We start from the raw sequence: 18,278 nt of genomic DNA, 5'->3' as shown, positions 1-18,278 counted from the left end.
TGCGGTGTATTTTTTTGAGGGTATCCGAGTCAAGGTGGAATATACTCAGGTAGAGAGGGAATTCGCTCTCGGGTTGCAATGAGAACGGCACTACAGTTACCAAAACCTACATAAAAAATTAATCGTGTCCCAAATATTACGAGACCCGAAAAATTAATTACCACTTGAGAATGATTTTCAGTTATAATTATAGAGAATGTGATTTAAATGGAACGGAGTCGAAGGAATGCAGGCAATAAAACAGTTAGGAGGGTTTTTAGGGCCCTATAAATTTTTTACCTTAATTGCACCATTATTAATGGTACTAGAGGTAACGATGGATTTACTTCAGCCGACGATTATGCAGCATATGATTGATACGGGTATTGCGAATGGGGATAATCCATATGTGCTGAAAATGTTCGTCTGGATGCTGATCAGTGCGGTATTCGGACTTGTTGGTGGGATAGGCTGTTCCTATTATAGTTCGAAGGCAGCAATCCATTTTGCATCGGATGTTCGTCAGTCACTTTATGAAAAAATGATGACGTATTCGGCAAAGGAACGTGACACTTTTACAACAGGGAAGCTTATTACGATTTTAACGAGTGATGTAGAAAGTGTTCAGCGCGCGTTTATGATGACGTTGCGTATTTTTGTGCGCGGTCCTTTATTATTTATTGGAGCCGTTATTATTGTTTTTGTGACGGCACGTGAGTTATTTTCGATACTCCTTATTATCGTGCCGCTATTAATTATTGCGATGTACTTTTTCACCAAGTATTCGGGTGTCCTGTATCGTCGAGTGCAGGAGGCGATTGATCGTGTTAATACAAAGCTTCAGGAAAATTTAGCGGGGATTCGTGTTGTGAAGGCGTTCCGTCGTGAAACGCAACAGATTGACCAATTTGGTGCTTTAAATGATACGCTAACAAAGCGCTTTATTACAGCCGAGCAAATTGTTGGGGTGCTCGTGCCGTTTACGATGTTCGTTGTCAATCTAGGGATTGTAGCAGCACTTTGGCTTGGGGCCATTAAGGTAGAAGCCGGTACTTTAAAGGTGGGAGTAATTCTAGCTTTTATTAACTATTTAACGATTATCTTAAATGGATTGATGACTTCTAGTATGGTATTGATGCAAATTGCACGTGCGATTCCTTCAGGGGAGCGAATCGTGAACGTCTTAAATAAAGAAGTAGCAGTGAAGGAAGCGGAAAATCCACTTACAGAGCCAATTCAAGGGGCGATTGACTTTCAAAATGTGAGCTATCGTTATTATGAATCGGCTGAAGATGTCCTGAAAAACATTACATTTTCCGTAAAGCCGGGGCAAACAGTAGGTTTGATCGGAAAAACAGGTAGTGGAAAATCAACGCTAGTGAAGCTATTACCACGTTTATTTGATCCGACGAGTGGAGAAATCCTCTTGGACGGAAAGCCTCTAAAGGAATATGCATTATCCACTTTGCGCAGACATATTGGTTTTACTTCTCAAAAAGCATTATTGTTTTCAGGTGCAATTGACCATAATATCCGTCTTGGTAAGGAAGATGCAACGTCAGTGGAATTACAGCAAGCTCTAGATGCAGCATGTGCTACTGAATTTGTGAGTCGACTGGATAAAGGTTTAGCGCATGAACTTTCACAGGGGGCGACCAATCTTTCTGGCGGTCAAAAACAGCGATTAGCGTTAACACGTGCACTCGTAAGACAGCCTGCTATTTTAGTGTTGGATGATACAACATCTGCTCTTGATAGTGCCTCTGAAAAACATGTCCAGCAAGCTATTAGTAATCAATATAATGATACAACGACGTTTATCGTAGCGTCTAAAATTGCTTCTATTCAGCAGGCAGACCTGATTTTAGTAGTAGATGACGGCGAAATTGTTGGTCAAGGCACACATCAACAATTATTACAGAATAATAAATTCTACCAAGCAATTTACGCTTCACAGCAAAAGGCTGGTGTTCAACAATGAGTCAAAGTCAACAAAAGCAAATCAATTTTGGACGCGGACCACGTATGGCTGGACCAGCTGAAAAGGCTAAAAATCAAATGGCTACGATCAATCGTGTGTGGCATTATGTGAAGCAGCAAAAAATAGGGCTTTATTTCTCAATATTCTTTGTAATAGCTTCTACATTTTTAAGTTTAGCAGGACCGTACTTAATCGGACATATCGTCGATGAATACATTATGAAAAAGGACATAGCTGGTACGATTCGTCTTGGTATTGTGCTAGCAGTTATTTATACAGCTGCGTCTATTTTTACGTGGCTACAAACATATGTCATGATTCATGTGGCGATGAAAACAATTCGTACATTACGTCTTGAACTGTTTAAAAAGCTACAAACGTTAACACTGAGATTTTTCGATCAGCGAGCACTTGGTGATTTAATGAGCCGTGTAACAAATGATATCGATAATTTAAATACGGCACTTGCACAAAGCGTGACCCAAATCGTATCGTCGGTCTTAACGGTAATCGGTGTTAGTATTGCGATGTTCTCTCTAAGTTGGCAGCTAGCAATCGTGACGCTGACTATTATTCCTTTAATTGTTTTTATGACGAAGCAAATTGTTAAACGTAGTAGTAAAAACTATGCGGCTCGTCAGCGTGATTTAGGAAAGCTGAACGGTTATATTGAGGAAATGATTACGGGTGCAGAGGTTGTAACGCTTTTTGGGACAGAACAGCAAACGATTGAGACGTTCCATAAGCAGAACGAAAATCTCCGTAACTCGGCACAGCGAGCAGAAATTACTTCAGGTCTACTAGGGCCCATTAATAATTTTATGAATAACTTAGGTTTAACTGTTGTTATTGGTACAGGGGCATTTTTATCGGTAAAAGGGATCGTTTCAGTTGGAGTTATTGCCGCATTTGTCACGTATACACGTCAATTTTTCCGTCCGTTGAATCAGTTATCTAATCTTTTGAATACTTTCCAGTCGGCGATTGCAGGGGCAGAACGAGTTTTCGAAATTTTAGATGAATCTTCGGAAGTAGTAGATAAAAAGGATGCTATTGAATGCCAAAGCCTAAAAGGAGATGTGGCATTTCGCAATGTTTCCTTCAGCTATTTGCCAGAGAAGCCAGTACTGAAAAATATTAGCTTCCAAGCGAAGAAGGGTGAAACGATTGCTCTTGTCGGTCCAACAGGATCAGGAAAAACAACGATTATCAATTTGTTAACTCGTTTTTATGATGTGGATGCAGGTGAAATTTTGATTGATGGTCAGAATATTGAAGATTATAAAATGGCAACAATCCGTCAAAGAGTGGGTGTCGTCTTACAGGATACGTATTTATTTTCAGGAACGATTCGGGAAAATATTCGTTTCGGTAAACTTGATGCTACAGATGCAGAGGTTGAAGAAGCGGCAAAAATCGCGAATGCCCATAATTTTATTAAACATTTACCAGCACAATATGATACACCTGTACAGGCAGGCGGGGCAAACTTAAGTCAAGGTCAACGTCAATTACTAGCTATTGCCCGGGAAATTCTTGAAAATTCAGATATTTTAATTTTGGATGAAGCTACATCCAGTGTGGATACGCAAACAGAGGTGGATATTCAAAAAGGTCTCCAGCATTTAATGCAGGGGCGCACAAGCTTTGTCATTGCACACCGTTTAAAAACAATTGAAAATGCCGATCAGATCCTTGTTATTCAACAAGGTGAAATTGTGGAGCAGGGCAATCACCAGCAGCTTATGCAAAAACAAGGCATTTATAGTGATCTCCAGCAAAAACTTTTACTGGAGCAAGTGGAATAAATGAAAGAGGGCTGTCTCGTAAGTATGAAAAAACTTATGAGACAGCTTTGTTTTACTATTGTAGAAAGCATTTGGAAATGTTATGATGCATCAAAATTCAACTTTAGAAGGTGAGGCTTAAAAATGTACGAATTAAAAACAAAAGAAACGGATGAGAGTGTCATTGAATTTATCGAAAACGTGGATCATCCAAAAAAGCGTGAAGATGCTTACCGACTATTGGATATATTTGCTGAAGTCACAGGCTATGAAGCAAAAATGTGGGGGCCAAGTATTATAGGATTTGGCAAATATCATTACAAATATAAATCTGGACATGAAGGCGATGCACCTTTAGTTGGATTCTCACCTCGAAAAGCTAAAATCAGTTTATATTTTGCACCAGGTGACAGTGAGCGAGACAATTTATTAAAGGATTTTGGTAAACATACAACAGGTAAAGCTTGTGTTTATATAAATAAACTAGCGGATATTGATGTGGAAATATTAAAGTCGCTCATCCAACGATCTGTATCCTTTTTACAAGAGACTTATCCCGATCAATAATTAAGCGCTGTCTAAGTGGACTAAAACTTATAGACAGCTTTTTTTTAGCTTAATGGGGATGACTTTTGTTAAAGTTTATATAATTGTTGATTGGAGTGGAGACTGGGCGACTCCTTGGGGATTAGCAATAGAGGAACGAAGGCTAAGAACATCACATCCTGTGATAACGCCTTCGTGACCAACCCCGTGTTGGCCCGAGACCCTGGAGCGAGCCCCGCGAGTGAAGCGGCTCACCGGACGCCCCCAGGAAGCTTTGCTCTGTGCGAAAGCGTAGCGACAGCAACAACAAAGCGCCCAGTCGGAACGGAAATCAACTCAACGTTATGGAAAAAGAAAAAAATTAATTAGAAATTTATTTTTATTGTTTATCCTTTCATTATCAACTGAAAGGAGAATTTTTATGAAAAAACTTTTAAAGAAAATAGTTATCTACTTTATAGCAGTCATCCTTATTGGACTAGTGGGGATATTCAGCTATCATCGATATCAGTTAAGTAAAGAATCCAAACTTCTAGGCAATAAAGGAACACTTATTGAAGTCGATCATCAAAAACTCAATGTTTACACGGAGGGTGATGGACAAGACACTTACGTATTTATGGCAGGTTCAGGGGTTGCGGCCCCAATTTATGAAATGAAAGGGCTGTACAGTAAATTTTCACAACAACATAAGATTGCTGTTATAGAAAGAGCGGGGTATGGGTATAGCGATGTCTCGAAGGACGAACGAGATATTGATACAATTTTAGCACAAACGAGAGAAGCGCTCTTGAAAAGTGGAAATAAGCCTCCTTATATATTAGTACCGCATTCTATGTCGGGGATTGAAGCTATTTATTGGGCACAAAAATATCCTGAAGAAATTAAAGGAATCATTGCGCTTGATATTGGTTTGCCAAGTCAATATGTGGAGCATGAAATGGGGGCAGTCGACTACTGGACTGTTAAAGGAATGAATTTGCTAACGAAATTGGGCATACATCGATTAACCCCTTCGAAAGTGTATAATCCAGAAGTAATGAAGCAATCGTTTTTAACTGAGAAAGAAAAAGAAATTTATAAAGCTCTATCCTATAAAAAAACTTTTAATGATGATATGAGAAATGAGTTACTACAAGTGTACGAAAATAGTTTGAAATCAGAAGAGCTTCCGAAACCAAAAGACACACCGATATTATTAATAGATGCGATTGCTGAACAAAATAAAGGTTCGCAATATACGAAGTACCATAGCCAGAAATATGCGGAATTTGCCGAGCAAATTAACGAAGCGGATGTGAAAGTACTAAGTGGCGCTCATAGTATCTATTTATATAAACCGGATGAGATTTATAAGCTTGCTTTACAATTTATGAAGACTAAAGTTGACAATAAAGAAAGGTCGAGGGAATGAAAGGATTTACGATTTTAATAGTAGAAGACGACCCAATGATTGGCGATTTGATGCAAAAAATACTACAACGTGAAGGCTATGACGTTGTATGGAAAACAGATGGTCGAGAAATGATGAACATGGTTCATCAAATCGATTTAGTCATAATGGACATTATGCTCCCAGGGGAAGATGGCTATCAGCTGACAAAGAACATTAAAAGCCTAGGCTTGAATATCCCCATTATTTTTTTATCTGCTCGCAATGATATTGAGAGCAAGCTGCAAGGCTTAACCGTTGGGGAAGATTATATGACAAAACCATTTGATCCGAGAGAGCTTCTTTTAAGAATGCAGAAAATGCTAGAGCAGCAGTATGGTACATTTACACAGATCCAACACTTATTAATTGATAGCGAGCATCGTAAATTATTTAAAAATAATATACATGATGAAATTTCATTAACTGCGATTGAACGTAAAATCTTCTTTTATTTATATGAAAACAAGGATAGGGTGTTAACGAAGGATCATTTTTTTGACTATTTATGGCCGCTTGAAGATCGCAATCAAAATATTATCAATGTCCATATTAAAAAGATTAGAACGAAAATGAATGATACGTCGGGTACCATCCTACAAAATATTTACGGAGAAGGGTATCGATTAAATACCTACATAAAGAAATGACATTAAAAACAAAATATCGATTTTTATTATTTACCGCCATCGTTAGTGTTCCAATTGTCTTGTTAGGGATTAGTGTGTCGATGTCTATTATGTATAACTTAGCGTTTAAAACTAGAAATAAAGGCACGCCGTTCCACGAATCTTTCGCCTATCCAACGATGCTGATTGTGTTCTTCCTATCATTATGTTTACTAGCGTTTTTATTTTCGAAATCGATCAATTCATTACTAACGAAAGTTAATATGCTCAACAAAACGATTCGTGACTTAGCGAGCAATGAACGAACACCGAGTACATTAGCTGTTGGCAGTGGGGATGAAATCGGACAGCTAATTCAGTCTGTTAATATACTTATTGAGCGAACTACTTACCGGGAATTAGAGCTTCAACAACAGCAGGAGCTGCAAAAAGAGCTACTACAAAAGCTAAGACACGACATTAATACACCATTAACAGCGATGCGTTTACAATTATTTTATTTAGAGGATACCTATAAGGAACAACCGAAATTAGTGGAATCTTTGAATGAGCAAATTCAATATATCGCTAGCTTAACAAATGAATTGAATTGGCAGTCATTAGATACAATGGAGAATTCTTATATCGTCCAGGAAGAAGTGCAACTCACGCTATTGTTTGAAACGATGATCAAAAAGTGGAGCTATTTATATCGAATGCAAAACATCGAATTAATCTACCATCTAGAGGATAGCGATGCAACATGGACGAGTAATGCACTATGGCTGCAACGAATGTTTGATAATGTGTTCCAGAACACATTGAAACATTCAAAAGCTACAAAGCTAGAGATCACCATTAAAGATCAAAAGGTTTTCATGACAGACAATGGTACTGGCTTTGACCAAAGCCGTATAAGCGAAGGCCTGGGATTGAAGATCATTGATGACATCGCTAGAATTCTACAAGTCAACTATTCACTTTGCTCGAACGAAGAAGGGACCGAATTTTGTTTGACTCAAAAAATCTCTTGATTCTTTGATTTTATTGAGCGGTTGGCGATAAATCTTAATAGTTAGGTGATCAATAAATAAGGCTATTTTCTAATAGATTTTTGCTTTTCAACTATATAAATGAAAGTCGAATAAATAGAAATAAATTTATAACTCGATCCATTAGTTATGGGTCGAGTTTTTTTATTCTAATGAATATTAAAATTAAAAGGATATATAAATAACAATGAAAATATAATTAAAAACAATAGATATTTATCGCAAAACGATAAATTATATGTTAAATTTATAATGTTATTAAATAAGTGAGGTGCATAATATGAAGGTTAAACGAGGTTCAACAACTTTCTTAAAGGGTATTATTTTTCTGGCTGGAATGGCAGTTCTTGCTTTATGTATATTTTTAGTACCCCATATAGCGAATTTCGCATCAAAATTGTATCCAAATATTTCCTCGATGAAATATCTCATTTTCATGGTGATGTATGGATCGTCTGTGTCTTTTTACTTTGCACTCTATCAGGCTTTTAATCTTTTACAGTACATTGACGAGAAGACAGTGTTCGCGGAATTATCTGTAAAGGCGTTAAAGAACATAAAGTGCTGTGCAATCATAATCAGTGGTTTATATGTATTAGGTATGCCAATCTTCCATTTGATAGCAAGGAAAATTGACCCTCCTATTGGAATATTGGGATTCATCATCATTTTTGCTTCGTTGATTATCGCTGTTTTTGCTGCTACCCTCCAACGGCTTCTACAAGAAGCGATTAATATAAAATCAGAAAATGATTTGACGGTTTGAGATGGATGATATGGCAATTAATGTTACTATTGATGTGATGTTAGCAAAACGTAACGGAGCTTTTGAAAAGGGTTGGAATTACTATGGGGAATCTTTCTATTTTGAAAAATGGGAAAGCGAAAGCGGTTCGTTTTTCAACATTAGAAGCGATATGTAAGACTTCGGATTGACAGCCAGGTGATATAAAAAGAAAAGATTTTTGCCTTTTTAAAATAAAAAAGTAAATCTTGAAGTTATTCCGATAAATCTCGAAATGATTCCGATAAATTGTTTTAGACCCTATCAAACGAACTAGCTTCGTTCGATAGGGTCTTCTAGCAAGGATTCAATAACATGTTTTAATTGAAAAATAGAAGATTGTTGACTTTCGTTCTTCTTGTATATAAAGACAGTTTCGATGATTTTGTTTAGCTGTGGTAAATCATAATAGTGAATGTTGGAGTAGTTATAAAGGTCAATCAGTTTTGTATTTAGCACAGCAATCGTATTGTCTATTTGTAGGAAATCAAGGATACTACTTACCGATCTTATTTCTTTCATTGTAAATGGCACTTGATTCTTATTTAACCATTCCACCATTGTACGAGTATACATACAGCCTCTGCTCAACACAAGTAATGTAATAGGTGAACCTTCCTCAAAACTAATAATATGTGAGTTGTTCGAAATGACTTCGAATGTTTCTGATGCAATCCTGTCATAATTTAAATCAGGGTAGTGTTTAATAGGATTACTCGTCAGTGCACAATCCACTTCAGCATTATGTATTTTTTCATTTAAGGAAGTGCTTGATTCCACAGTGAAATCGACATCTAACGGAATATTATTGATCTGTAAAGTATTCATAATGGATGCGCCATAAATTTTAATCGTTGTATGAGAAGTGCCGAAGTTAATTTTTGAATTTGTTTGTGCCGAACCGATTTCTTGTAAAAATTCATCGTATTCCTGTGTCATTAGCTTTAAAAATTTTAAATATTGTGTCCCTACATTTGTAATCTTCAAGCCTTGCGGTGTACGCTTAAACACTGCCTGACCAATTTCTGTCTCCATTTTCTTCACTTTAGAGGTTAAGGCGGATTGCGTATAATTCGTTATTTCAGCGGATTTACTAAGGTTTTGCCTCTCCAATATCTCGATTTTTAATGCTATTTCTTCTATGTTCATGTTTGTTTGTCACACACCTATAAAATTTTTTGATAGCCACTATCACTTTCCTCCATTTTACGCATTCATAGGCGAAGCGTAAACTCAAATATGTAATCAGCGTAAGAGCATTGGAGGAATTTTAATGAATACATATTTTAAATGGGTCATCGTATTAGTAGCTACGCTGTCTCAAACTGCGGCAACTTTTGTGACGTATGGCATGGGGCCAATCGCCACATTTTATCAAATTGAATGGAATTTATCTTCGCTACAAACAGGTTTTATTGTTTCTGCGGTTAATATCGGGCCAATCTTCTCGATGATTCTGTTCGGCTATTTTATGGATAAAAAAGGGGAAAAACAAATCATCGCTTGGGGTTCGATATTATTAGGACTCTCGGCTTTACTACTAATGTTGGTCAATAATTATGTGGTGTTATTATTTTTATTATTAATCGTAGGGGTATGGTACGGCAGTGCGCAAACCGGGGGGAGCACGGCCATCGTGAAATGGTTTCCAGACAAACACCGCGGGTTGGCGATTGGCATTCGGCAAACAGGCATTCCAATTGGTGGAGCGCTTGCATCAGTCATTCTCACATATATGTACCATCATTATAGCCTGTCATCGGTGCATCTTGTGCAAGGATTAGTAGCAATTGCTGGTGGTCTACTCTTTTTACTAATTTATCAGGAGCCTAAAGAACGTGTAGCAGTAGCTGCAACGTCTGTCACTTTTAAAGAGAAGCTCATGGCCATTAAAAATAATAAAGGTTTATATCCAATTTATATTGTAGGAATCGTAATGATGACTTTACAAATGATCCTCGTTGCTCATTTTATGAGTTATTTACATCAAGAGGGTGGTTATTCCTTAACGGAAGCGGGGCAATATTTAAGCCTTATATTAATTGGTGGGATGATTGGCAGGGTAGCTATTGCTTGGATTAGTGATCAATTTTTTGCGCAAAAACGGGAATATTTTTTAATGATTGTAATGGTTAGTGCAGTTATTCTTACAGTCATATTGCCGTATATGATACATGCGAAATTGTTGATGCTATTATTTAGTTTCATATTAGGGTTCATAGCACTTGGCTGGTATTCATTATTTATCGCTTGTGTGACCGAGCAATCGAATCCACAATATGTGGGTCTAACTGTAAGTGCTGCTTTGACGCTAAATCAATTTTTTATCGTCATTGCTCCTACTTTATTTGGATTCATGGTCACTATTTTTTCAAGCTATCAATTGGCCTTGGATATTGTCGCAGCGTTTGTAGCGCTAGGTGCAATTAATTTACATAGGTCAACTAAAACTACAAAGATCAGTTCAGAAATCCTGTAACAAATAAAATGAGTAACGTATATTATTCGGTTCACATTCAGTTCATAAACTTGTTGTATTATCCGTTTATAGACAAATTTCTATAAAACTGATGGTAATGAATGAGGGAGGAATAGTATTGGGGAATGTGAATAGAATGAAAAGCCCGTTAGAGAATAGTGAGTGGGCTATTGAAGCACGTGGCCTAGTTAAACATTTTGGAGAAAATCGGGCTGTGGATGGTGTCAATCTAAACGTCCGCGCTGGCACTATCTATGGTGTACTTGGTCCTAATGGAGCGGGTAAAACAACTACTATTAGAATGCTAGCGACTCTTCTAAGAGCAGATGCTGGGTCGGCACAAATATTCGGGTATGACATAGTGAAAGAACCACATATTATACGTCAATTAATTGGCGTCACTGGTCAGTATGCTTCAGTTGACGAGTCACTTAGTGCAACGGAAAATTTAATTATTTTTTCTCGTTTGCTAGGATTGGGACGTACAGATGCCCGAAATAAGGCTGCTGAATTACTGGAAGAGTTCGGATTATCAGAAGCTGCAAAACGTCCTTTGAAAAATTTCTCTGGAGGTATGCGTCGTCGTCTGGATTTGGCAGCCAGTCTGATCGCACAGCCACCGTTAATTTTCTTAGATGAGCCGACGACGGGGCTAGATCCACGTACACGTAATCAAATGTGGGATACGATTCGTCGTTTAGTAGATACGGGGTCAACTGTTCTGTTAACGACACAGTATTTGCAAGAGGTAGATGAGCTGGCAGATCGGCTTGCGGTTATAGATCATGGGCGCGTTGTAGCAGAAGGTACAGTCGATGAGCTAAAAGCATCTGTCGGTACTTCATCCTTACATTTGAGCATTCAAAATACACAGGAAATGTTGGCTGCTCGTGAAACAGTAGAACACATACTTCAAGTGAAAACAACCATTTCACAGGATATCGGGAAAATCACTGCCCCAATGGCAGATGTTGACCTAGTTACGGATTTACTGATTGCCCTTCGCCAAAAAGGAATTCAGCTTGACGAGTTCAGTGTACAAAAACCGACCTTAGATGAAGTATTTTTAACAATCACAGGTAACAGTGTGAATGAAAATGGTCCACAACTAGAGGAGGAAAGAGTATGAAAAGTAATACGATAAAACCACTAGTTGGACGCGGATTGTTACGCAAGCCGAGTATCAATCAATCGATAAAAAATTCTCTCACAATGGCCTACCGAGGTGTCTTAAAAATTCGACGTACGCCTGAGCAGTTGTTTGATGTAACACTTCAGCCGATTATTTTCACGCTGATGTTCACCTACATTTTTGGGGGAGCCATTTCGGGGAATGTACAAAACTATTTGCCAGTCATTATTCCAGGAATTCTCGTGCAGACTGTCATCACGACCTCAATCGTCACAGGCGTTCAATTACGGGAAGATATGGATAAAGGAGTGTTCGACCGATTTAAATCATTACCGATCGCCCGCATTGCGCCATTGGCAGGGGCCTTATTGGCCGATACCATTCGTTATTCAATTGCAACGGTACTTACTTTTACTATGGGATATATTATGGGGTATCGACCAGAAGGTGGATTGGAACACGTTGTACTTGCGGGGCTTTTAGTCATTGTGTGTGCCTGGGCCATAAGCTGGATCTTTGCCTTCTTTGGTGTAATTGCTCGAACAGCTTCGAGTGTACAGGGAATTTCGATGCTTGTCTTGTTTCCATTAACATTTCTTTCAAATGCTTTTGTCCCAGCAGAAACTTTGCCCGATTTCCTACAGTGGTTTGTGAAAATTAATCCTATTTCACATCTCGTGACGGCTGTCAGAGAGCTGACGAATTCAGGAACAATAGGCTGGGATTTATCGACCTCACTTATTGGTGCTGCTGTAGTTGTCGCCATCTTTGCACCACTAACAGTGAAAGCGTATATGCGTAGAACATAAAATCTTTAATGAGTGTGTTTTGAGCAATTAATTGTCAAAACACACTTTTTTATTTCTTAGGAGCTAAAGCTATTATTCCAATAATAGGATAAAATGAAGAGAAAAGGCATAAGTTCAACAAACGGAGGAATGCAATGATGGATAATGAAAAAAGTTCAATTTGGATTGACGCAAGTATTGCTACAGTTTGGCGGGCTGTTACAGAGGAGGAGCAATTGTCGCAATGGTACGCTCCAGATTCAACTTGGGAAATCCCAAAACTAGAGCCTGGAGAAGAGATTGTTTTCACGTTACAGCCAAATGAACAGAATCAGCTTGCAGAGAAATTACCGATGGTGTTGACAATCAAACAGGTAACGCCAAATCGAGAATTTTCGTTTTACTTAGGTATAGAAGAATCACTGATCTCTATTTTATTAGAGGAAAAACAAAATGGCACCACGGTCACTTTTAATACGAGCGGTTACGGTGCATCTCTCGCTAACTTAAAAGCTTTAGTGGAGAGTGATATCCTTTAACATATAAGTTTCATGAAGAATTTGATTTTTTTATGAAACTTTTTTATTGTTCAGCAGACTAACAGTAAATGCTTTTATGGGGGCGAGCAACGTGTTAAAAGAACAGAAGGACGCTCACTTATCTAGAGCTATGACAATGTACGGAGATTATTTACTGCGAGTATGCTATACATATGTTCAAGATTGGGCAGTGGCAGAGGATTTGGCTCAAGACACATTTGTTAACTTCTTTCAGCGGGTGTTTAAAACACCCGCTGAAAGAAGTTAAAGCCTCCGGCGGATGTCACGGAATCGGAGAGGAGTTCTTTGTGCAAGCACAAAGCCGATTTCGGACGCAATTATGCCGAGGCATAATTGATTTAGATGAGAAAATGGAGCAATTTCGTGAAGAAGCTTCCGTCAAAACCTACTTATATCGCATTGCCATTAACAAGTGTCATAGTTATCTTTCAAGCTGGCGCTATAAAAAAATACAAGTTATTGATTATTGGAGCAAATTAAAGAGCCTATCCGATAATCCTGAAGAGGAAGTATTGATGGGAGAGACGGATGCACTGCTAGTAGCATCGATTGAAAAACTTCCGACGAAATACAAAGACGTACTACTACTATTTCATTTCGCAGAGTTTTCCTTAAAGGACGTTGCAGAGCTGCTAAAGCTACCAGTAAATACGGTGAAAAAACGGTTAAGGCGAGCGCGTCAAATGGTTGGCTTCACGCTATTGGAGGAGGGATTCGAATATGGATCAGATTCGTAATGCCATCAATAAAATGTATAAGGAAGGTAAATTCTCTGGCGAAAGCCATGTAAAAACGTTTCAAAAAATTAATCAAATAACGAAGAAGCGAACACCATTCATCCCAATTATCCTAACAGTTGTCGTATCAGCTTGTCTGATCATTGGTTTAAAAATGATGATCTTCCAACATGATAGCCAACCAATGACGACGGTGCTTACAGATACAAATCTTTATCCAGAAAAGTCTGGAAGGGTGAAAGACTATAGCTCATTAGCACGACCATGGATGGTAGTAGGATTAGTAAGTGCTGTCTTCTTATTTATTATTGCCATATTTGCTTTCATGAAAAATTGGTTTTGGCGTGTATTATTATGTACCATTATTATTATTGCCATTTTAGGAAATATGTCTGAACGAATCGGTTATCGTGTTTATGTACAGAATGAAGCTGACATTCAAAATGCTATAAAATGGGGTCCATTTTATCCTAATACGGTAAAAATGAATGATACATTAACGATTCATCAGTATAGAATGGGCTATTTTTCGGAAAATGGCTTTCAAGGTATTTCCATTTTCAAACATGATGGAAAAGGCTATGCACTGGATCACTATATCCAGAGTGAAGTGGATACAATGAGTCCTATTTATTTTAAAAAGATCCATCATCTTGTTATTCCATTACTTAACAATCATAACGTCGAAAAATTAATAATAGACACAGGAGACGAGCGTTTTGAGAAAGCTGTTGATTCGAATGATGCGCAATTAGTATCAGTCCCTCTTAAATCAGAAATAGCTATTTCGCAATTGGTGATACATGCATTGGACCATGAAGGAAATACGTATATTCTTTATAATGCTTCACAAATTTTTACCTATCCATATTCAAAATACTAGTTCACTTTTTTTGAAAGGTGACATATTCATTATATAAATTCTCACTACGTCTTAGGTCTTAGACGAATATAAAGCGGAGGGTCGTTTTTAAATATGACAGTTCCTATATAATGAATTTATTGGAATATTATATAGTAGGAGGAAATTACATTGAAAAAATTTATGGGACTTGGTTTGGTTATAAGCGCCTCAATAATTGCGTTATCGGGGTGTAACTCAGTCATACCGGGTAAAACCAAAGATGAAACGATCCTAGTTGAAAAGGATAAAGCAGAAAAGTTGGATGTTGAATTACAACTTGGTATTGGAGAAATAACAGTTAAAAAGGGTGCCAAGGATTGGGTTGAAGGTAATGCTCAATACAATATTGATAAATTTGCACCAAAAGTAAAATATGATTTACGCGGCCAGACAGGAAAAGTAACGATTGAACATAAAGATTCTACAAACGTGCGTTTAGGGAAAATAAAAAATATATGGGATATCGAACTGAATGATGATATTCCAATGGATCTCTCAATCGAAACGGGCGCGTCGGATGCAGAGCTAGATTTACAAGGGTTGCAGCTGGAAAAATTAAATATTGAAACAGGCGTAGGCGATCTTGATGTGAATTTAGGAGGCGATTGGAAAAAAAGCTTCGAAGCGGATATTGAAACAGGTGTTGGGGACACTACTGTCATATTACCATCAAAAGTTGGGGTAAAGCTTACTACGGAAGCTGGCATCGGCAGTTCAAATATAGAAGGTTTCATTTCAAAAGGCAAAGGGGTTTATGTAAACGAAGCGTATGATAAAGCAGATGTAAAAATAGAGGTCAACTCGGAAATCGGAGTTGGCGACATTACTTTTAAATTGGATAAATAAAGAAAATTTTAGTAGGCTACTTTATATGAAGTAGTCTATTTTTTTCGTAGATACATAGGGACGGATAGTAAGATAAAAGAGCGAGATGTAAGGGCAAAGTCGTGGTTAGAACAGTCAAAGTCGTGGATAGAGCGATCAAAATCGTGGATAGAAGAGGCAAAGTCGTGGATAGAACAATCAAAGTCGTGGATAGAGCGATCACTAGTGGATAGAACAGTCAAAGTCGTGGATAGAAGAGGTAAAATCGTGGATAGAACGAATAAAATGCACGATAGAAGAACCGAAGTGACGGCGCCCGCCCGGAGTCACTTATTTTATTTATAAAAAGAATTTTATCAAAGTGAAACCTTTTCATAGAGATATTGACTCTAAGTATTGAAAGGAGGGAACAGCGTGGAACATGACTTATCGATCGTCAAACAGGCTATTGCAAGGAATAAGGAAGCGTTTGAGCAACTACTTATTCTAGAGGAAGAAAAATTATTTTATACTGCGCTTTCTTATGTTGGTCAAAAAGAGGATGCTTTGGATGCGATTCAAGAAGCAGCGTGTAAAGCCTTTCTAACCGTTCATCAGCTAAAGCATCCAGAATTTTTTTCTACATGGCTGTTTCGAATTTTAATACATGAGTGCTACCGATTACTAAAAAAAGGGAATAAAATCATCCCCTATGAAGAAAGTGAATTATTAAATCGTTTGCAGGAGCAAGAAAATGTTATTGCGAATCCAATCGATTTATCGGAATCCATACAGCAATTAAATCATTCTCAGCAAATGGCCATCATTTTATTTTATTATCACGATTTACCGATTAAAGAGATAGCAGAAGTAATGGAAAAGCCAGTTAGCACTATTAAAACGTATTTGCATCGTGGAAAAAAACAGTTAAAGCGAGAATTAGAAAGGAGTGCAACGTTGAATGAAAAAGCTATTTAATGAAAACGGTACCCCTCCAGAATTCCCAAGAGATGAGGTACGATCAGCGATTACAAAAGGAATCCAACAAGCAGAGGAGCAAATAAATATGAGTCAAGCCCCTATTCAAATGAAAAGAAGAAGTATACGTAAACCGTTATTATATGTAGCAAGTGCGGCAGCAGCATTTTGTATTATGGTAGGTTCAGCCGCTTATGTATCACCAACATTCGCAAGTACATTATCACAGCTACCAATCGTCGGGTCGGTATTCAGTAACTCTGGCTTCCTTGGGCTAGAACAGGCAAATGAACAAGGGTTAACAAGCTCTATTGGAGAAAAACATACAATTAACGGTATATCCGTAACAATAGATGAAGTCCTTTATGACGCGTCGAATATTACGGTCGGACTTACAATTGATTCTGAAAAGAAATTAATTGATTATTACTTCGGAGCAGGACCAGACTTTACTATAAATGGAGAAAACCCAGAAGTGACTTCTGGTGGCTATGGTGAAAAAGCTTTAAGTTCAACCGTCCGTACAGGCATCGCAAGATTTGAAGTAAAGGATGACATGCCGGATTCATTTGAAATGGGCTTAATGCTAGAAGGGGAAGAGGGGGAAAAATTTGAATTCACAGTTCCTGTCAAAAAGATTGCGGATATTATTTATGTTCCGATTAATCATCAGCAACAAGCAGAGGACATTCAACTAGATGTGTCTAAAATTTCATTCAGCCCATCAGGTATAGCCCTTGACTATAAAGCTACCGAAAAGGGAACAATTAATAATGCTCAAGTAGGCGCATCGTTTATAGAATTCCGTATTACCGATCAGAATGGCAAGGAAATTACATCGCATTCAGGTGGGGGAGAAGGTCATTTCGATAATGGAGTATGGAACTTTAGTAGCACCAAGTCCTTTGACCCGATTTCAGACGGTGTTCAAAAATTAACGATTACCCCTTATTTATCACTTCCTTCAGGCGGAGGTGGTGTTGAAATTGATAAGGATGGTGTAGAAACTGAAATACCATTTGATCCGTCATCACTAAAAGAAGTGAAGTTCCAACCATTTACCGTAGAAGTACCAAAGCAAACTAAATAAACAGTCAAGCGCCAAATACAACCTTTGTATTTGGCGTTTATTTTATGTTAGGTTATAGGGAGCAAGTGTAATGAAGGAGCGAATATATTGAAGATTTTTACATACAAGCAACCAGCGGCAATCGAATCAACAGAGTTAGTAGCAATCGTTAATGAAGCGGGGGAAGTATCGTCTACTGTGCAACGTGTTTATTCAAACGGATTGAAAAAGGCGTTTGACCGCACGATGGACTTTCGTTATTTTGTACGTTTTGATGTGAGCGATGTCGCTGGTCAGGCTATTTTTACATGTAAGAAGATGTCGCGACGTGGGCGAGTGCATTTTCGAGGGAAGGATTTTGTTACAGGCAAAGATTATATGGTTGCCTATGATGGCTGGCAAATAATGATTCCTGATTTAATCATCACGGATGGAGCTCAACAAATAAAACTGAACAAGGAAATGGAGGATTGGTCAGTATTTACTCTTGATGATCAACCGATTGCTCGTTGGCAGGCAGTTTTTTGTGAGACACATTTTGAGATTACGCTGCAAATAGAAGATAACAGCCCTATACAGCATGAAGCCTTTTTTATTGCGATTGGACAGGCCGTGTTGTTTGTAGGAGCGTAATTGTTGGCAGATGTCGATAAATTTG

19 protein-coding genes and 1 pseudogene are annotated in these 18,278 nt (G+C 37.9%); 19 read left to right on the top strand and 1 reads right to left on the bottom strand.

What is annotated here, in order from left to right:
• Positions 1–226 precede the first annotated feature (226 nt).
• From ACQKN4_RS17300 to ACQKN4_RS17265, 8 genes and pseudogenes are all read left to right on the top strand, one after another.
• Positions 227–1,960, top strand: a complete 1,734-nt coding sequence (locus ACQKN4_RS17300) for an ABC transporter ATP-binding protein (protein WP_427484299.1) — start codon at positions 227–229, stop codon at positions 1,958–1,960.
• The gene (locus tag ACQKN4_RS17295) at positions 1,957–3,768 is read left to right on the top strand and encodes an ABC transporter ATP-binding protein (RefSeq protein WP_427484298.1); all 1,812 of its coding nucleotides are present in this window, start codon (positions 1,957–1,959) and stop codon (positions 3,766–3,768) included. Before ACQKN4_RS17300 ends, ACQKN4_RS17295 begins: the two co-directional genes overlap by 4 nt.
• A gap of 123 nt (positions 3,769–3,891) precedes the next feature.
• Positions 3,892–4,314 carry a DUF1801 domain-containing protein gene (locus tag ACQKN4_RS17290; RefSeq protein WP_079560919.1) on the top strand — a complete coding sequence of 141 codons (423 nt, stop codon included), beginning with the start codon at positions 3,892–3,894 and terminating at the stop codon, positions 4,312–4,314.
• 400 nt (positions 4,315–4,714) lie between these two features.
• The gene (locus ACQKN4_RS17285) at positions 4,715–5,707 is read left to right on the top strand and encodes an alpha/beta hydrolase (RefSeq protein ID WP_427484297.1); all 993 of its coding nucleotides are present in this window, start codon (positions 4,715–4,717) and stop codon (positions 5,705–5,707) included.
• Positions 5,704–6,375 (top strand): response regulator transcription factor, encoded by a 672-nt coding sequence (locus tag ACQKN4_RS17280; protein ID WP_427484296.1) that lies wholly within the window; start codon positions 5,704–5,706, stop codon positions 6,373–6,375. The genes ACQKN4_RS17285 and ACQKN4_RS17280 overlap by 4 nt, the downstream gene beginning before the upstream one ends.
• Entirely contained in the window at positions 6,372–7,367 is a 996-nt protein-coding gene (locus tag ACQKN4_RS17275) for a histidine kinase dimerization/phospho-acceptor domain-containing protein (protein WP_427484295.1), read from the top strand. The genes ACQKN4_RS17280 and ACQKN4_RS17275 overlap by 4 nt, the downstream gene beginning before the upstream one ends.
• Positions 7,368–7,665: 298 nt before the next feature.
• On the top strand, positions 7,666–8,151 hold the full coding sequence (locus ACQKN4_RS17270; protein ID WP_427484294.1) for a DUF2975 domain-containing protein: 486 nt from the start codon (positions 7,666–7,668) through the stop codon (positions 8,149–8,151).
• A gap of 10 nt (positions 8,152–8,161) precedes the next feature.
• A pseudogene (locus tag ACQKN4_RS17265) lies at positions 8,162–8,321 on the top strand (helix-turn-helix domain-containing protein).
• Between the two features lie 121 nt (positions 8,322–8,442).
• Here ACQKN4_RS17265 and ACQKN4_RS17260 read toward each other — a convergent pair.
• Positions 8,443–9,318 carry a LysR substrate-binding domain-containing protein gene (locus tag ACQKN4_RS17260; RefSeq protein ID WP_427484293.1) on the bottom strand — a complete coding sequence of 292 codons (876 nt, stop codon included), beginning with the start codon at positions 9,316–9,318 and terminating at the stop codon, positions 8,443–8,445.
• A gap of 124 nt (positions 9,319–9,442) precedes the next feature.
• Here ACQKN4_RS17260 and ACQKN4_RS17255 point away from each other — a divergent pair, with 124 nt between their 5' ends.
• The 11 genes from ACQKN4_RS17255 to ACQKN4_RS17205 all read left to right on the top strand — a co-directional run bounded on the left by ACQKN4_RS17255 (position 9,443) and on the right by ACQKN4_RS17205 (position 18,253).
• On the top strand, positions 9,443–10,648 hold the full coding sequence (locus ACQKN4_RS17255; RefSeq protein WP_079560926.1) for an MFS transporter: 1,206 nt from the start codon (positions 9,443–9,445) through the stop codon (positions 10,646–10,648).
• Positions 10,649–10,784: 136 nt separating this feature from the next.
• Positions 10,785–11,777, top strand: a complete 993-nt coding sequence (locus tag ACQKN4_RS17250) for an ATP-binding cassette domain-containing protein (protein WP_079561156.1) — start codon at positions 10,785–10,787, stop codon at positions 11,775–11,777.
• Complete coding sequence (locus tag ACQKN4_RS17245) at positions 11,774–12,589, top strand: ABC transporter permease (RefSeq protein ID WP_427484292.1); 816 nt, start codon at positions 11,774–11,776, stop codon at positions 12,587–12,589. Before ACQKN4_RS17250 ends, ACQKN4_RS17245 begins: the two co-directional genes overlap by 4 nt.
• A gap of 134 nt (positions 12,590–12,723) precedes the next feature.
• Complete coding sequence (locus ACQKN4_RS17240) at positions 12,724–13,107, top strand: SRPBCC family protein (RefSeq protein WP_427484291.1); 384 nt, start codon at positions 12,724–12,726, stop codon at positions 13,105–13,107.
• Positions 13,108–13,198: 91 nt separating this feature from the next.
• On the top strand, positions 13,199–13,375 hold the full coding sequence (locus tag ACQKN4_RS17235; protein WP_427484290.1) for a sigma factor: 177 nt from the start codon (positions 13,199–13,201) through the stop codon (positions 13,373–13,375).
• 40 nt (positions 13,376–13,415) lie between these two features.
• Positions 13,416–13,865 (top strand): sigma-70 family RNA polymerase sigma factor, encoded by a 450-nt coding sequence (locus ACQKN4_RS17230; protein WP_427484289.1) that lies wholly within the window; start codon positions 13,416–13,418, stop codon positions 13,863–13,865.
• Complete coding sequence (locus ACQKN4_RS17225; RefSeq protein WP_427484288.1) at positions 13,849–14,748, top strand: hypothetical protein; 900 nt, start codon at positions 13,849–13,851, stop codon at positions 14,746–14,748. Before ACQKN4_RS17230 ends, ACQKN4_RS17225 begins: the two co-directional genes overlap by 17 nt.
• Before the next feature lie 150 nt (positions 14,749–14,898).
• Positions 14,899–15,615 (top strand): toast rack family protein, encoded by a 717-nt coding sequence (locus tag ACQKN4_RS17220; RefSeq protein WP_427484287.1) that lies wholly within the window; start codon positions 14,899–14,901, stop codon positions 15,613–15,615.
• A 393-nt stretch (positions 15,616–16,008) separates the two neighbouring features.
• Positions 16,009–16,551, top strand: a complete 543-nt coding sequence (locus ACQKN4_RS17215; RefSeq protein ID WP_427484286.1) for a sigma-70 family RNA polymerase sigma factor — start codon at positions 16,009–16,011, stop codon at positions 16,549–16,551.
• On the top strand, positions 16,535–17,641 hold the full coding sequence (locus ACQKN4_RS17210) for a DUF4179 domain-containing protein (RefSeq protein WP_427484285.1): 1,107 nt from the start codon (positions 16,535–16,537) through the stop codon (positions 17,639–17,641). The genes ACQKN4_RS17215 and ACQKN4_RS17210 overlap by 17 nt, the downstream gene beginning before the upstream one ends.
• Positions 17,642–17,728: 87 nt before the next feature.
• A complete protein-coding gene (locus ACQKN4_RS17205; protein ID WP_427484284.1) occupies positions 17,729–18,253 on the top strand; it encodes a tubby C-terminal domain-like protein in 525 nt (174 codons plus the stop codon).
• The last annotated feature ends 25 nt before the right edge of the window (positions 18,254–18,278 follow it).

The organism is Lysinibacillus sp. NPDC093692 (assembly GCF_050280125.1).
Taxonomy (GTDB): Bacteria; Bacillota; Bacilli; order Bacillales_A; family Planococcaceae; genus Lysinibacillus.
The sequence above is the reverse complement of the archived record's forward strand: the minus strand, read 5'-3'. Positions and strand labels throughout refer to the sequence as shown.

Excerpts from the sequence above, each read along its gene's own strand:
- ACQKN4_RS17300 (WP_427484299.1), top strand. The coding sequence starts at position 227 with ATGCAGGCAATAAAACAGTTAGGAGGGTTTTTAGGGCCCTATAAATTT.
- ACQKN4_RS17295 (WP_427484298.1), top strand. The coding sequence starts at position 1,957 with ATGAGTCAAAGTCAACAAAAGCAAATCAATTTTGGACGCGGACCACGT.
- ACQKN4_RS17290 (WP_079560919.1), top strand. The coding sequence starts at position 3,892 with ATGTACGAATTAAAAACAAAAGAAACGGATGAGAGTGTCATTGAATTT.
- ACQKN4_RS17285 (WP_427484297.1), top strand. The coding sequence starts at position 4,715 with ATGAAAAAACTTTTAAAGAAAATAGTTATCTACTTTATAGCAGTCATC.
- ACQKN4_RS17280 (WP_427484296.1), top strand. The coding sequence starts at position 5,704 with ATGAAAGGATTTACGATTTTAATAGTAGAAGACGACCCAATGATTGGC.
- ACQKN4_RS17275 (WP_427484295.1), top strand. The coding sequence starts at position 6,372 with ATGACATTAAAAACAAAATATCGATTTTTATTATTTACCGCCATCGTT.
- ACQKN4_RS17270 (WP_427484294.1), top strand. The coding sequence starts at position 7,666 with ATGAAGGTTAAACGAGGTTCAACAACTTTCTTAAAGGGTATTATTTTT.
- ACQKN4_RS17260 (WP_427484293.1), bottom strand. The coding sequence starts at position 9,318 with ATGAACATAGAAGAAATAGCATTAAAAATCGAGATATTGGAGAGGCAA.
- ACQKN4_RS17255 (WP_079560926.1), top strand. The coding sequence starts at position 9,443 with ATGAATACATATTTTAAATGGGTCATCGTATTAGTAGCTACGCTGTCT.
- ACQKN4_RS17250 (WP_079561156.1), top strand. The coding sequence starts at position 10,785 with ATGAAAAGCCCGTTAGAGAATAGTGAGTGGGCTATTGAAGCACGTGGC.
- ACQKN4_RS17245 (WP_427484292.1), top strand. The coding sequence starts at position 11,774 with ATGAAAAGTAATACGATAAAACCACTAGTTGGACGCGGATTGTTACGC.
- ACQKN4_RS17240 (WP_427484291.1), top strand. The coding sequence starts at position 12,724 with ATGATGGATAATGAAAAAAGTTCAATTTGGATTGACGCAAGTATTGCT.
- ACQKN4_RS17225 (WP_427484288.1), top strand. The coding sequence starts at position 13,849 with ATGGATCAGATTCGTAATGCCATCAATAAAATGTATAAGGAAGGTAAA.
- ACQKN4_RS17210 (WP_427484285.1), top strand. The coding sequence starts at position 16,535 with ATGAAAAAGCTATTTAATGAAAACGGTACCCCTCCAGAATTCCCAAGA.